Source organism: Halomonas sp. E14 (genome assembly GCF_052568415.1).
On record NZ_CP199423.1, the window covers coordinates 2,926,778 to 2,941,002 of the forward strand.

The window sequence follows — 14,225 nt, forward strand, 5'->3', positions numbered from 1 at the left end:
AGCCGAACATGACATTCACCGCACGCCTCGCCGCCCTCGGCCTGACGCTCTGCCTTTCCACGCCGCTCTGGGCCCAAAGCCTGGCCTACGTCTCCAACGAGCGCGACAACACCATCTCGGTGATCGACATGGCCTCGCTGGAAGTGATCGACACCATCCCGGTAGGCCAGCGCCCGCGCGGCATCCTGCTGTCGCCCGACGAGAGCCTGCTCTACGTCTGTGCCAGCGACGACGACGCCGTGCAGATCCTCGACCTGGCGACCCGCCAGGTGATCGACACGCTGCCCTCCGGCGAAGACCCGGAACAGTTCGCCCTGCACCCCAACGGCCGCCATCTCTATATCGCCAACGAGGACGACGCCCTGGTCACCGTGCTGGACGTGGAGACCAAGCGCGTGCTGGCGCAGATCGAGGTCGGCATCGAGCCCGAAGGCATGGGGGTGAGCTACAACGGCCGCTGGGCGGTGAACACCAGCGAGACCTCCAACATGCTGCACTGGATCAACACCGAGACCTTCGAGATCGAGAAGAACATCGTCATCGGTGCCCGCCCGCGCCACGTAGAGTTCACCCACGACGACGCCCTGCTGTGGGCCTCGGCGGAGATCGGCGGCACCGTGCACATCATCGACGTGGAGCGCCTCGAAGAGATCCACACCATCGACTTCCGCATTCCCGGGGTGAACCAGGACCGCGTGCAGCCGGTCGGCATCCAGCTCACCTCCGACGGCCGCTACGCCTTCGTCGCCCTGGGGCCGGCCAACCACGTCGCCGTGGTCGACGCCCAGACCTTCGAAGTGCTCGACTACCTGCTGGTCGGCGCCCGGGTCTGGCAGGTGGCGCTGAGCCCCGACGAGAAGACGCTGCTCACCACCAACGGCGTGAGCGGTGACGTGTCGGTGATCGACGTCGACAGGCTGGAAGTGGTCAAGAGCATCGACGTGGGCCGCTTCCCCTGGGGCGTGCGCATCACCTCGGGCGGCGAGTCATGATCATGGAGGCCCAGGGCGTCGGGTATCGCTACCGGCGCCAACCGGTGCTGCAGGAGGTCAGCTTCACGCTGGCCTCCGGCCGTTTCCATGCCCTGCTGGGCCCCAACGGGGCGGGCAAGTCGACGCTGTTCGGCCTGATGACCCGCCTGCTGGCGCTGCAGCAGGGCGACCTGCGCCTGGGCGGACGCTCGCTCAAGCACCAGCCCGCCGCCGTGATGCGCCACCTGGGGGTGGTGTTCCAGCAGAACGCCCTGGACCTGGACCTCAGCGTGACGCAGAACCTGCAGTACCACGCCGCCCTGCACGGCATGTCGCCGCGTGACGCACGAAGGCGCTGCGCCGAGGAGCTTGAGCGCCAGCAGCTCCTCGAGCACGCCCGGGTGCCGGTGCGCAGGCTCAACGGCGGCCACCGGCGGCGGGTGGAGATCGCCAGGGCGCTGCTGCATCGCCCCTCACTGCTGCTGCTCGACGAGCCCACCGCCGGGCTCGACCTCGACAGCCGGGCGGCGCTCAACCACCACGTGCGCCAGCTTTGCCGCGAGCGTGAGCTGACCGTGCTGTGGGCCACCCACCTGATCGAGGAAGTCACCCCCGAGGACCAGGTGCTGGTGCTGCATCGCGGGCGCCTGCTGGCCGACGAGCCGGGCGAGGCACTGTGTCGCCGCCACGGCGGCGGGAGCCTTACCGAAACCTTCAACGCCCTGACCCGGGAGGCCCTGGCATGACGCCACGCGACTACTGGTACTGCTTCATCGGCGTACAAAAGCGCGAGTGGCTGCGCTTCTGGCAGCAGCGCACGCGGTTCGCCAGCGCCCTGGTGCGCCCGCTGCTGTGGCTGGTGGTGTTCGCCGCCGGCTTCCGCATGGTGCTGGGCGTGTCGATCATCCCGCCCTACGTCACCTACATCACCTACGAAACCTACATCGTGCCCGGCCTGTGCGGCATGATCATCCTGTTCAACTCCATGCAGGGCGCACTCTCGATGGTCTACGACCGCGAGCTGGGCTCCATGCGCGTGCTGCTCACCAGCCCTCTGCCGCGCCCCTACCTGCTGCTGACCAAGCTGTTGGCCATGGGCAGCGTGTCGGTACTGCAGGTCTATGTGTTCCTGCTGATCGCGCGCTGGGGCGTGGGCGTGCGCCCGCCGCTGGAGGGCTACCTGGCGGTGCTCCCCGCCCTGCTGCTGGCCTCGCTGATGCTGGGCGCGCTGGGGCTGCTGATCGCCACCTGGGTCAAGCAGCTGGAGAACTTCGCCGGGGTGATGAACTTCGTCATCTTTCCAATGTTCTTCCTCTCCTCGGCGCTCTACCCGCTGTGGCGCATGCAGGAGGCCAGCCCCTGGATCTACCAGCTGTGCCTGCTCAACCCTTTCACCCATGCGGTGGAAATGCTGCGCTTTGCGCTGTACCTGAAATGGAACGGCGAGGCGATCGCCATCACCCTGGGCGTGACGCTGGTGCTGGCCACGCTGGCCATCGGCGGCTTTCGCCCCCAGCGCACGCGCCTGCTGGGCGCGCACATCCCCTAGCCGGCCAGCGCCAGGCCGAGGCTCAGTCGGGCAGCCCGGCCTCGGCGGTGGCGGCACGCCCCAGTACTTCCAGGCGGTTACCAAGGGCGGCAAGCCCGTCGCGGGCCTTATCCAGCGTTTCGTCATAGCGTAGCCGGGCGGGGCGTCCCGCCAGGTACCAGACGCGGTTGGCCAGCGCCGCAGCGTCTCGCACCTCGTGGGTCACGCAGATCATCGCCATGCCCGGCGTGTCGTCGAGCAGCGCGCGGATCAGCGCCTGAAGCTCGGTCGCTCGCTGCGGGTCGAGGGAAGCGAAGGGCTCGTCCAGCAGCAGCAGCTCGGGGCGCACCGCCAGGCAGCGAGCCAGGGCGGCGCGGCGCGCCATGCCCAGCGAGAGCTGGTCGGGAAAGTGATCGGCATGGCCGGAGAGCCCGACCCGGGCCAGCAGTGCCGGTACCGCGCTGCCGGCCACGCCGACCAGGCGCAGGTTGTCGCGCAGCGTGCGCCACGGCAGCAGCCGGTGCTCCTGGAACAGGTAGCCGATACGCAGCGCCGGGCGAGCCTGGCCCGGCTCCAGCCCGGCCAGACGGTTGAGCAGCGTGGTCTTGCCGGTGCCGGAGGGCCCCAGCAGGCAGATCCGGTCGCCGCAGCCAATGCGCAGCGTGGCGGGCGCCAGCACCGGGTGCCCGTCGGGTACCTGACACTCAAGCATGAGCGACGCCCGAACGCCGCCAGCGCGAGGCACGGCGCTCCAGCGGCTGCAGCACCACAAGTTCGATCAGCTGCACCACGCCGATGAAGGCGAAGCTGTAGGCCAGCAGCGCGGCCACGTCGAAGACTTGGAAGGCCAGGTGCAGCTGGAAGCCGACCCCGTCGGAGCGGCCCAGCAGCTCGACCACCAGCACGATCTTCCAGATCAAGGCCAGGCCGCCGCGCGTGGCCGCCATCAGGTAAGGAAACAGCTGCGGCACCCACACATGCCACAGCCGCCGAAGCGTGGAGAAGTCGTAGATGCGTGCCATCTGCTCCAGCCGCGGGTCGAGGCTGCGTGCGCCTTCGCGCAGCGTGACGGCCACGTTGGGGATCTTGTTGATCACCACCGCCATGATCGCCGCCGCCTCCACCAGCCCGAACCACACGTAGAGCAGGATGATCAGCACCAGCGCCGGCAGGTTGAGCAGCAGCACCAGCAGCGGGTCGAGCAGTGCATTGACCAGCGCCAGCCGCCCCATGGCGATGCCGACCAGGCAGCCCAGCGCCATGGCCAGCGCGAAGCTGAGCGCCACCCGCCGCAGGGTCACGGCCAGGTGACGCTGCAGTTCGCCGCTGGCGGCCTCCTGCTGCAGCGTGGCGAGCACCGCCGACGGCGTGGGCAGCAGCGAGGTGTCCAACTGCCAGGCCAGCAGCCACCACAGCGCGAGCAGCAGCGGCAGGGCCGCCCAGGAGGCGAGCGGCGTGGCCTTCACTGCGCCGTCTCGGGAGTCAGGACGAACAGCCCGGCCGGCATCACCGCGTCCGACGGCGCACCGGCCAGCACCAGCAGCCGCTGCAGCGCCTCGATGCGGGCATCGTCCAGCGGCTCGGGAATGCCCTGCACGTAGCCCCGCCGCAGCGCCTCGAAGTGGGCGTCGTCCTCGGCTCGCATCAGCGGGCGCAGCGCCGCCCAGTGCGCTGGCTCGTCGCGCAGCGCCCGCTTGGTCTGCGCCACGGCGGCGGCGAAGCGGGTCACCAGCGCGGCGTTGTCCTCGGCCCAGCGCGCCGGGAAGGCGTAGCCAAGGATCGGCAGCCCGGTGGGGATCTGCAGGCTGGCCAGCAGGTCGGGCATGGCCAGCGCCACTTCGGCCTCCCCCGCCGCCGTCAGCTCGGCGGCAAAATGCCAGAAGGTCACCAGCACATCGAGCTGGCCGCGCTTGAGCGCCTGGCTAAGCAGCGGCGGCGCCCCGAACTGGACGGTGGCGACCTCGGTCAGTTCGATGCCCTGCCGGCGTGCCGCCTGAGTCAGCAGGATCCAGCCCTTGCTGTCGGGACCACCGGCCACGCCGATGCGCTTGCCGCGCAGCGCCTCGATGCCGTCGATGGCAAGCCCGGGAGCCGCCAGCACGTCGCCCATCTGCGAGGAGTAAGGCAGGTAGCGGAAGTCCTGGCCCGCCGCATGACGCGCCTGGGCCCAGGTCAGGTCGACCACGGCGGCGTCGGCATCGCCACTGGAGAGCGCGATGCGCGAAGCCGGCAGGTTGGCCACCAGGCGCACCTCCAGCTCGAAGCCCGCCTCGCGGTCGAGCCCGTGGCGCTTGAGATGGTCGAGCTCCCAATGGGCGGTGCCGAACTGCAGCACGCTGAGCCGCAGCACGGCAGGTTCGGCGTGGAGAGCTTGGGCACCTGCCAGCAGCAGCACGACGATCAGGCTGCGCAGCAGTGCCAGGGACCTGGGCAGGGTTCGCATGGTCAGGACTCCTGTGGCCAGGACTTGGCCAGACATGGCTCGTGTGGCCTGGGCTTGGGAGGTGTGGACTTGGCGCGTGTGGTCATGGCTCCAGCCTAGGGAGGCCCAGGACCCGGCAGAATAGTACTTTCGTGCCTGTCAGCTCACGACAAAGGTGCAATTCCGGACCAGGCCGAAAGACGGTCCCATGGGGGACGACTTCCCAAGGGGCCTGCATGTCGCTCGCGTACCGGTGTCTATTCACGCTGTTGACGGTGGTGCCATGGCTGGCAGTGGCGCTGTGGCCGGTACCGGCCATGGCCGTGCCGCCCGGCCACGACCCCCTGCTGTTCTCCGAGCAGGGCTATCGCATCGACCGCTACCGCAGCCCGACCCCGGAAACCGTCCCCGGCGCCACCACGGTAGACACGCAGCACGTGGCCGGCCTGCTGGACGCAACGCCGCCGGCGCTGGTGGTCGACGTGATCAACCTCACCTTCCTCCACGGTCGCTTCCTGCAGACCGAGCCGCACTTCACGCTGCCCGGGGCGCTGTGGCTGCCCAACACCGGCCTTGGCCACCTCAGCGACGACTGGTACTACAGCCGCCATGACTGGGTGGGCTACCTGGTGGCCGAGGTCGCCGCCGCCAGCGGCGGCGACCCCACCTTGCCGATCGTGGTGATCTGCCGGTCCGACTGCTGGCTCTCCTGGAACGCCGTGAAACGCCTGGCCGAGGCGGGTTTCGAACGGCTTTACTGGTATCGTGACGGCATCGACAGCTGGGAAGCGGCCGGCCATCCGCTGGAGATCGCCACGCCACGCACGCCGCCGTTCGCCTCGGCCGCTGCCGAACCCCATTGATGAGTGTCACGAGGATAACAACAAGATGGACCAGCACCCCGCCTTCCGAATACTGATCGCCGACGACCATCCGCTGTTTCGCGATGCCATCACCCGGGTGGTCGGCGACGGCTTTCCCGGCAGCGAGCTGCTGGAAACGGAGAATCTCGACGACACCCTGGCCCTGACCGCCCAGGTGGAGGACCTCGACCTGATCCTGCTCGATCTCAACATGCCCGGCATGAGCGGGCTGACCGGCCTGATCCAGCTGCGCAACGAGGCCCCTACCGTGCCGGTGGCAATCATCTCCGCCGAAGAGGACAAGAACGTCATGCTGCAGGCGGTCTCCTGCGGCGCGGTGGGCTTTTTGACCAAGTCATCGCCCAAGGAGCAGCTGGTCAAGGCCATCGCCCAGATCCTCGAGGGCAACATCTACCTGCCCTCGGACATCATGCGCACCACCAGCAGCCGGCCCCAGGAGTCGACCGAGCGCACCATCACCGCCGAGCAGCTCGAGACCCTGACCCGCAAGCAGCTTCAGGTGCTCGAACATATGACCCGCGGCGAGTCGAACAAGATGATCGCCTACCATCTCAACATCGCCGAGACCACGGTCAAGGCCCACGTCTCGGCGATCCTGCGCAAGCTCGGCGTTAGCAACCGGGTCCAGGCGATCCTCTCGGCCAGCGACATCGACTTCAGCCGCTACCTGCGCAAGCCCTAGCTCAGCTGCGCCGGCGCCTCCGCCACCAGCTGCTGCAGGGTGGTACGCAACCGCAGCGGCTTGACCGGCTTGTTGAGCAGCAGGAAGCCGAGCTCGCGCACCTGTTGGCGCAGCTCGCGGCTGTGGTCGGCGGTGATCACCAGCACCGGCAGCGGCTGCCGGCGCTGCGCGTTGAGGCGCTCGGCCAGCGCCACGCCGCTGCGCTCGTGGTCCAGGTGATAGTCGACGATCAGGGCATCGACCGTCGCCTCGGCCAGGCAGACCTGCTGCGCCAGGCGCTCCTCGTCCTCGGCCACCACCACCTCGCAGCCCCAGCGCTGCAGCAGGTGGCGCATGGCGAGGCAGATGGCGGGGTCGTTGTCCACCACCCACAGCCGGGTGCCGACCAGTTCGCGCCCCGCCCCGGTGACCGCCGGCAGCCGCGGCTCGTCGGCCGGCAGCTGTCGCGCATAGGGCAGCAGCACGCTGAACAGCGTGCCGTGCCCGACCCGCGAACGCACCCGCACCGGCTGGTTGAGCATGCGTGAAATCTTGTCGACGATGGAGAGCCCGAGCCCCAGGCCGCGATCGCGGGCCGCGGCCGTGTGCAGGCGGCGAAACTCTTGGAAGATCAGCTCGCGCTCGTGGTCGGCGATGCCGCAGCCGGTGTCCAGCACCTGGATCTCCAGGCCATCGCGGCGGCGGCGGCAGCCCAGCAGCAGTCGACCGCCGGGGGTGTAGCGCACCGCATTGCTGAGCAGGTTGCGGATCACCCGCGCCAGCAGCGAGATATCGCTGCTGACCAGCGCCGAGGAAGCCACGTAGCGAAAGCCCAGCCCCTCGCTGGCGGCGACCTGACGGTATTCGCGCGCCAGGCCATCGAGCAGCTCGCGGATAGCGAACGGGGCGATCTCGGGCACCACCACGCCGGCATCCAGCTTGGAGATGTCGACCAGGGTGCCGAGCAGCGTCTCGACGTCCTTCAGCGAGTGGCCCACCTGCTGGATCAGCTCCAGGTTGGCCGCCGACATCTCCTGCTCGACCAGCGCCCCGACGAACAGCCGCGCCGCATTGAGCGGCTGCAGCAGGTCGTGGCTCACCGCCGCCAGGAACTTGGTCTTGGAGAGGTTGGCCGCTTCGGCCTCGGTCTTGGCATCGCGCAGCTGGCATTCGGCCGCCAGGCGCTCCTCGATCTCCTCGCGCAGCTGCCCGTTGACGCGGGTCAGCTCCACCGTGCGCTCGCGCACGCGCTGCTCGAGGTTCTGGTAGGCATGGTGCAGCGCCTCGGCGGTTCTGCGCTGCTCGGTGATGTCGCGGATCAGCACGAAGAAGCCGATCACGCTGCCGTCGTTGTCGCGGTGCGGCACGTAGGAGCGCAGCAGCACCCGGTGCTCGCCGCCAGCATTCTGCTCCGGCAGCTCGAAGCTGATGCGTTCACCCGCCAGCACCCGCTTGAGGTAGGGCATCAGCCGGGCCACGTGATCGGGCGCATGCAGCGCGCTCAGCGACGAGCCCAGCAGCAGGTCATGCGGCCAGCCGTACCACGCCTCGTAGACCCGATTGGTGAAGACGTAGTGCAGCTCGCGGTCGAGGTAGGCGATCATCGCCGGCACCTGGTCGGTGATGGTACGGATCCAGCGCTCGCGCTCGGCCAGCGTCTCGGCCTGGCGAATACGCTCGGTGATGTCGGTGTAGGTCAGCACCTGGCCGCCGCCCGGCATGGGGTGGCCGCGCACCTCCACCACGCGGCCGTCGCTTAGGCGGCGCTCGCAGGCCGGCAGCACTCCGTCGGCATCGGCCGGCTGCACCAGCTCGCTGTTGCCGCCCAGCGCCGACAGCGCCACCGGCAGGCCCAGGTCGGCCAGGCCGGTCAGCTCCGAAAAGCGCTGATTGTGCATCTCCAGCAAGCCGCTGCGGGTGATCACCGCCACGCCCTGGGAGAGGCTGTCCAGGGTCGCCTGCAGCAGCCGCGACTTCTGTGCCAGGGCATGCTCGCGCTGGGCGTGCTCCTGGCGCTTGAGCTCGGTGATGTCGACGTAAAGGAACACCCGCCCGCCGCCGCGGATCGGCCGCTGGTGGATCTGCACCCAGCGCCCGTCGTGCAGCTGGTAGACGGTGCGCCCCTGGCGCTGGCGGAGCTGTTCGCTGACCACCAGGCCGGAGGTGAGCGCCAGGCGCTTGAGTTCGTCCAGCGACATGCCGGCGCGGATCTCGATCCCCGCCGGTCGCCAGAAGTCGGCGAAGCGGCTGTTGAAGCGCTGGATGCGCTGCTCGCCGTCGAACAGCACGAAGGCGTCGGTGATGCTCTCGATGGCATCGACCAGATACTGATTGGCCTGCTCGGCACGCTCCCTGGCCTCGCCCAGCAGACGGTTGCTGGCACGCAGCTCGTGCATGGTCTGGTTGAGCGCGCGAGTTCTCTCGCGCACCTGCTCCGCCAGCAGCGCGGCATGCTCGAAGGCGGCATAGGGCGCGGTGCGCGGCAGGTTGCTCGCCTCCACCCGCTCGATCAGCGCGGCATTGATGCGCTTGAGCTTGGCGACCTGGCGTTCCAGCTCGCGCTCACGCTCAGTGGTCACGGCGATACTGCCCGATGTAGACCCCGCTGAACGTCTGGTTGAGGTGCAGGCCGCTGCAGTGCTCACCGTAAGTGTTGAAGCCGATCACCCGCTGCTCGCGGTAGAAGTCGCGCGCGCGGGTCGCAAGGCCGGCCTGCTCCAACTCCAGCCGGCGCAGAAAGCAGTCGCAGCCGAGGACGCATTCGGCGGGCCCCAGCCGGTCGGCAATGGCGGCGATCTCGCCCCCAAGGTCCTCGAGCAGGTCGGACTCCTGCATGGCGGTCAGCACGATGCCGGTCTCCACCGCGCAGTAGAAGCTCAGGCTGAGGTCGGGGTTGACGCTCTGGATGGCACGCACGTAGGTCTTGTCGTGCAGCTTCACCGCCAGCGGGTGGCGGGCAAACACCTCGGGGCCCAGCGCCTCGGGCGCGCAGCCGACCAGCCGGGCGTACTCCAGCGCCGCCGGCTCGGCGTTCAGCTCCAGCACCCGGCGGCGCTCGCAGTCGGCCGCGGTCACCACCAGCTTCTCGCCGCTGGGGCGCAGGTGGTGGGTCGAGAAGACCTCGAAGTCGAGCGCAGTGTTCACCATCAGCACCACCGCGGCGCGGTCGTGGAAGGCGCCCTCGCCGTAGACGTAGGTGCCGGTCAGGCGATTGTCGTCGCCGGCGCTGCCGCCGAAGTGGGGTATGCCGGCCAGCACCGAGGTCAGCGTAAGCAGCACCTGCTCCTCGCAGGCCGAGAGGCCGTCGAGCAGGGTCATGGCGAAGGTATGGCCCTTGATCGGCGCCACCCCCGAGTGCGTGCAGTGCTCCATCAGCTGGTCGGTGATGCGCTGGGCATCGAGCAGCGAGAAGGTATCGAGCTCGCGGATCAGCCGGTAGTCGAAGGAGAAGGCGCGGCGGTCGAATCCCAACGCCAGGACCGAGCCGCGCGCGTAGCCGTCGACCCCCAGCTCGCCGGCGGTGGTGCAGCCGCACAGCTTGACCCCGCCCAGGTGCGCCTCCAGGGCCGCGGCCAGGGCGGGCAGGTCGTACTCCGCCGAGCAGAAAAACAGCACGCCTTCCAGATAGGGGCTCAGCAGCCGGCTGGCCAGCTGCTGGGCGGCCTGCTCCGGATCGCGCTGGGATGACTGGGCGACTCGCAGCGGGGCATCCAGCGAAAGGGTCTCTTCCATCCTTGATACCGCTAATGGCACTGACATGGCAGCCTCGCGCGCAGGTCGGGTAACTGCTGTCAGTCTAGGCCTTGATGCAAAGCAGCAACATAGCACTTGAGTGTTGATGGCCGTACGCCGAACCAGAACGAAGGTCGTAGATCGCGCGCCGGGCCGGCTGAGCTGGCGCCTTGCGGCTGCGGCGTCACTGGCGCAGCAGCTGGCTCAGCACGGCGCGCAGCCGCCCTGGCCGGAGCGGCTTGTGCAGCAGCGGAATGTTGCCGTCGGCCAGGCGCCGACGCCAGGCATCGGAGCGATCCGCGGTGATCACCACCGCCGGCAGGCGAGGCAGCTGCCAGTGGCGGCGCAGCTTGGCGACCAGCTGGTCGCCGGTCTCGCCCGCATCCAGGTGCAGGTCGACCAGCAGCGCATCGGGCGGGGGCAGGTCCAGCATCAGCACCTCTTCCAGATCATGGGCCACGTCGCACTGCATCCCCCACTGCTCCAGCAGCGCCTGCATGCCCACCAGGATACTGCTGTCGTTGTCCACCACCAGCAGGCGCCGGCCCTGCAGCGGCCCGGCCGGCAGCAGCAGTTCGGGGCGCTGCCAATGTTCGGCCTGCGGCGCGCAGATCGGCACCCGCACGGCGAAGCAGGAGCCGCGCCCGGGGGTCGAGGTCACGCTGATCGCCAGCCCCAGGCGCTCGCAAATGCGCTCGACGATTGCCAGGCCCAGCCCCACGCCCTGGCGATGGCGGGCGCGTTCGGCGTTGAGCTGGTGGTATTCGCGGAAGATCGCCTGCAGCTGGTCGGCAGGAATACCGGGGCCAGTGTCATGCACTTCGATGGAGGCCATGGCGCCGATGCGACGCACCCCCAGCAGCACGCCGCCCGACTCGGTATAGCGGCAGGCGTTGGAGAGCAGGTTGCGCAGCACCCGCCCGAGCAGGCGAAAGTCGCTGTTGAGGCACACCGAACTCTCGACGCAGCGAAAGCGCAGCGCCTTGCGCTGGGCCCGCGGGGCATATTCGGCCACCAGGCCGCACAGCATGCGCGAGATCGGGAAGCACTCGTGCTGCGGCTGGATGCGCTCCTGGTCGAGCCGAGCGATATCGAGCAGGTCCGTCAGCAGCTCCTCGGCGCCCTCCAGCGACAGGTGGATGCTGTTGACCAGGCGCAGCGAATCGGCGTCGAGCTCCCGCTCGCGCAGCGTCGACACCAGCAGCCGCGCGGCATTGAGCGGCTGCAGCAGGTCATGGCTGGCCGCCGCCAGGTAGCGGTCCTTGCTGCGGTTGGCCTCCTGGGCGAGGTCGCGGGCGGCGCGCAGCTGCTGCTCCATCAACCGCCGCTCGGCCACTTCGCCGGCCAGGTCGGTATTGAGCTGTTCGAGGCGCTGGGTGCGCTCGCGCACCCGCGCCTCGAGCCGGGCGTTGAGCGCCAGCAGCTCCTGGCGCGCCCGCTCGCGCTCGGTGATATCGGCGACGAAGCCCTCGACCAGGATCTCCTCTCCCTGGTTGGGCTTGCGCAGCAGCGTCAGCGCCACCGGTACGCGCCGCCCGTCGCTGCCGGCCAGCCAGGTCGTATGCCCCTGCAGGTGGCCATGGCGGCGCAGCAGCGCGGCCACCCCCTCGGCCTCCTCGGGCTCGGCGAACAGTGCGGCCAGGCTGCCGCAGCGCGCCAGGGTCACCTCCACCGTGGCATCACCGAGCATCGCCGCCAGCGCCGGGTTGGCGGTCAGCAGGGGGCCGTCCAGCACCGCCTGGAAGATGCCGTGCAGGGCATTCTCGAACAGCCACTTGTAGCGGTTGCGCTCGGCCTCGAGCTCGGCCATGCGTGCCGTCAGCTCGGGGTAGTAGCTCTTGCGCGCCGACTGCTGGCCAAGCCCCAGCAGCTGGCTGACCGAGAAACCGTCGGGGTCGGTGACCTTCTTCATCGGGCCACCCGCGCCGGCCGCATCACAGCGCTTCCTCGTAGACCACCTGCACATCCCGCGGACCGGAGCGGCGCGGGTTGGTCAGGATGCAGGGGTCCTGCAGCGCATGGCGAGTGAGGAAGGGGACGTCGCTGCTGCTGACCCCTACCCGGCCCAGCGTTCCCGTCAGGCCGACCGCCCCCTTCAGCGCGACCAGGTGCTCGACCAGCCGCGCGCGCACCTCACGGGCAGTCAGCCCGCGGCAGTCGATGCCAAGGGTTTCGGCGATGCGCGTGAAGCGCTCCGGGGCGGCCTCGAAGTTGTAGGCCACCACGTGCTCGAGCAGCAGCGAGTTGCACAATCCATGGGGCAGGTCGAGGAAGCCGCCCAGGCTGTGCGACATGGCGTGGACCGCGCCGAGGATGGCATTGGAAAAGGCCAGCCCGGCCTGCATGCTGCCGAGCATGACCTGGGAGCGCAGCTCCAGGTTCTGCGGGTCGGCCACCAGCGCCACCAGGTGCCCGTTGATCAGCCGCATCGCCTCCAGGGCATGGGCATCGGTGAGCGGCCCGCTGCCGGTGGAGACGAAGGCCTCGATGGCATGCACCAGGGCATCCACGCCGGTGCAGGCCGTCAGGAAGGGGCTCATGGTCAGGGTGACCTGGGGGTCGATCAGCGACACGTCCGGCACCACCGACTTGCTGACGATGGAGAACTTCATGCGTCGCTGCTGATCGGAAAGGATCGCGAACTGCGAGATGTCCGCCGAGGTGCCCGCCGTGGAGGGCACGAAGATCAGCGGCGGGATCGGCACGCTAAGGGTGTCGACCCCTTCGAAGTCGAGGATGTGGCCATTGTGTGCGACCACGATGCCGATGCCCTTGGCACAGTCCATGGGGCTGCCGCCGCCGATGGCCACGATGGCCTGGGCGCCCATCTCGCGATAGGCCTCGGCGCCCGCCATGACCTCCTCGCTGCGCGGGTTGGGCGACACCGAGGTGAAGCGCCGGCAGGCGATGCCCTGGGCCGCCAGGTCCGCTTCCACTTCCGCCACCCAGCCGGCCAGGACCACGCCGGGGTCCGAGACCAGCAGCACCCGCTCGGCGCCGAAGGTACTGACGTAGTTGGCGACGGCGCGGCGCGCGCCTTCGCCGAAGATGATCTCGGGGGCCACGAACTTGCGCAGCCGGGTGATGCTGGATGACATTCAGGGTACTCCCGCTGGTCGCCGCCCGCCTCAAGGCAGGCCGAGGGCAGCGGCTATTGTTATCGTGTCGTCTCGGGATGACGTGCCTCCCATGGTATGGGGCGACCGGGCCGGGTGCCCTACGCCCTTGGTCGGGTATGGGTGCCGTGAGCGCGAACGGGGCCAGCCAGGCCCCGTTGCGACCGGCTCGCTCAGCGGTTGGCGATATACAGCGTCACTTCGAAGCCGAGGCGCAGGTCACGATAGCAGGGCTTGGTCCACATGGGAGTCTCCTTGAACTGGGGAATGGACAGGCCCGCCCCGGGCAGGCCTGCCATTCCAGTAAAGCACCTCCTGGCGCCGGCGGGGCGCTACTTTGGAAGGAAGACGTCCCCTTCCATGGGCCCAAACGGCGCCTAGGCGCTGGCAACCCGAGGGCACCCCGGCTAGCCTCGAAGGTCCCTCCCCCCGCAGCGAGACTCCCCATGCCACGCCACCTCCTGCTGCTGCTCGCGTTCGTGCTGCTGGTGTCGGCGGCCCAGGTTCAGGCCCAGGCGGAACCGGCGTCGCCGCGTTCGCCCCAGGCACGCATGATCGACGGCTACCTGGCCTATGGCCAATTCAAGATGGGCCGCTACGCGCAGGCCTTCGAGATCTGGCAGCGCCTGGCCGAGGAGGGCGATGCCGACGCCGCCTTCCAGCTCGGCGTGATGCTGGAGGATGGCCGCGGCCAGCCCGCCGACCTGGAGCAGGCACTGACGTACTACCGCCAGGCCAGCGACGCCGGCAGCCAGCGAGCCGCCCACCGCCTGGCCGCGCTCTATGCCGCCGGCGCCCCCGGCCTGCCCGCCGACCCGACGCTGAGCCGCCACTACCAGGCGCTGGCCGACACTGACGACTGAAGGCTGCCGCCCTCGTCTTGTGACCCCCGGCGGGTTTTCCTACGCTGG

The 14,225-nt window shown here is 69.3% G+C and carries 14 protein-coding genes; 6 read left to right on the top strand and 8 right to left on the bottom strand.

The window, feature by feature from the left end; genetic code table 11:
* Positions 1–8 precede the first annotated feature (8 nt).
* The 3 genes from ACT7B3_RS13600 to ACT7B3_RS13610 are packed head-to-tail and all read left to right on the top strand — an operon-like array spanning position 9 to position 2,520.
* Complete coding sequence (locus tag ACT7B3_RS13600) at positions 9–992, top strand: YVTN family beta-propeller repeat protein (protein WP_445158302.1); 984 nt, start codon at positions 9–11, stop codon at positions 990–992.
* The gene (locus ACT7B3_RS13605; RefSeq protein ID WP_444676969.1) at positions 989–1,717 is read left to right on the top strand and encodes an ATP-binding cassette domain-containing protein; all 729 of its coding nucleotides are present in this window, start codon (positions 989–991) and stop codon (positions 1,715–1,717) included. Before ACT7B3_RS13600 ends, ACT7B3_RS13605 begins: the two co-directional genes overlap by 4 nt.
* The gene (locus tag ACT7B3_RS13610; protein ID WP_445158303.1) at positions 1,714–2,520 is read left to right on the top strand and encodes an ABC transporter permease; all 807 of its coding nucleotides are present in this window, start codon (positions 1,714–1,716) and stop codon (positions 2,518–2,520) included. The genes ACT7B3_RS13605 and ACT7B3_RS13610 overlap by 4 nt, the downstream gene beginning before the upstream one ends.
* 22 nt (positions 2,521–2,542) lie before the next feature.
* Here ACT7B3_RS13610 and ACT7B3_RS13615 read toward each other — a convergent pair whose 3' ends face one another.
* Genes ACT7B3_RS13615 through ACT7B3_RS13625 form a run of 3 tightly spaced genes read right to left on the bottom strand, consistent with a single transcriptional unit; the run spans position 2,543 to position 4,942 of the window.
* On the bottom strand, positions 2,543–3,211 hold the full coding sequence (locus ACT7B3_RS13615) for an ABC transporter ATP-binding protein (protein WP_445158304.1): 669 nt from the start codon (positions 3,209–3,211) through the stop codon (positions 2,543–2,545).
* Complete coding sequence (locus ACT7B3_RS13620; protein WP_445158305.1) at positions 3,204–3,965, bottom strand: ABC transporter permease; 762 nt, start codon at positions 3,963–3,965, stop codon at positions 3,204–3,206. The genes ACT7B3_RS13615 and ACT7B3_RS13620 overlap by 8 nt, the downstream gene beginning before the upstream one ends.
* A complete protein-coding gene (locus tag ACT7B3_RS13625; RefSeq protein ID WP_445158306.1) occupies positions 3,962–4,942 on the bottom strand; it encodes an ABC transporter substrate-binding protein in 981 nt (326 codons plus the stop codon). The genes ACT7B3_RS13620 and ACT7B3_RS13625 overlap by 4 nt, the downstream gene beginning before the upstream one ends.
* A 215-nt stretch (positions 4,943–5,157) precedes the next feature.
* Here ACT7B3_RS13625 and ACT7B3_RS13630 point away from each other — a divergent pair, with 215 nt between their 5' ends.
* Positions 5,158–5,784, top strand: coding sequence for a rhodanese-like domain-containing protein (locus ACT7B3_RS13630; RefSeq protein ID WP_445158307.1), 627 nt, complete (start codon positions 5,158–5,160; stop codon positions 5,782–5,784).
* A gap of 25 nt (positions 5,785–5,809) precedes the next feature.
* On the top strand, positions 5,810–6,487 hold the full coding sequence (locus ACT7B3_RS13635; protein ID WP_444676961.1) for a response regulator: 678 nt from the start codon (positions 5,810–5,812) through the stop codon (positions 6,485–6,487).
* On the opposite strand, the gene ACT7B3_RS13640 is transcribed toward ACT7B3_RS13635, so the two are convergent.
* From ACT7B3_RS13640 to pqqA, 5 genes are all read right to left on the bottom strand, one after another.
* Positions 6,484–9,045 (bottom strand): NahK/ErcS family hybrid sensor histidine kinase/response regulator, encoded by a 2,562-nt coding sequence (locus tag ACT7B3_RS13640; RefSeq protein ID WP_445158308.1) that lies wholly within the window; start codon positions 9,043–9,045, stop codon positions 6,484–6,486. The genes ACT7B3_RS13635 and ACT7B3_RS13640 overlap by 4 nt on opposite strands.
* Positions 9,035–10,225 carry a nitric oxide-sensing protein NosP gene (gene nosP / locus ACT7B3_RS13645; protein WP_445158309.1) on the bottom strand — a complete coding sequence of 397 codons (1,191 nt, stop codon included), beginning with the start codon at positions 10,223–10,225 and terminating at the stop codon, positions 9,035–9,037. Before nosP ends, ACT7B3_RS13640 begins: the two co-directional genes overlap by 11 nt.
* Positions 10,226–10,382: 157 nt before the next feature.
* Positions 10,383–12,110 carry an ATP-binding protein gene (locus ACT7B3_RS13650; protein ID WP_445158310.1) on the bottom strand — a complete coding sequence of 576 codons (1,728 nt, stop codon included), beginning with the start codon at positions 12,108–12,110 and terminating at the stop codon, positions 10,383–10,385.
* Between the two features lie 22 nt (positions 12,111–12,132).
* Positions 12,133–13,296 carry an alcohol dehydrogenase-like regulatory protein ErcA gene (gene ercA / locus ACT7B3_RS13655; protein WP_445158311.1) on the bottom strand — a complete coding sequence of 388 codons (1,164 nt, stop codon included), beginning with the start codon at positions 13,294–13,296 and terminating at the stop codon, positions 12,133–12,135.
* Between the two features lie 191 nt (positions 13,297–13,487).
* Entirely contained in the window at positions 13,488–13,559 is a 72-nt protein-coding gene (gene pqqA / locus ACT7B3_RS13660; RefSeq protein ID WP_445158883.1) for a pyrroloquinoline quinone precursor peptide PqqA, read from the bottom strand.
* A 201-nt stretch (positions 13,560–13,760) separates the two neighbouring features.
* Between pqqA and ACT7B3_RS13665 the strand changes: the two genes are divergently transcribed.
* Positions 13,761–14,177 carry a tetratricopeptide repeat protein gene (locus ACT7B3_RS13665; RefSeq protein WP_445158312.1) on the top strand — a complete coding sequence of 139 codons (417 nt, stop codon included), beginning with the start codon at positions 13,761–13,763 and terminating at the stop codon, positions 14,175–14,177.
* Positions 14,178–14,225 lie beyond the last annotated feature (48 nt).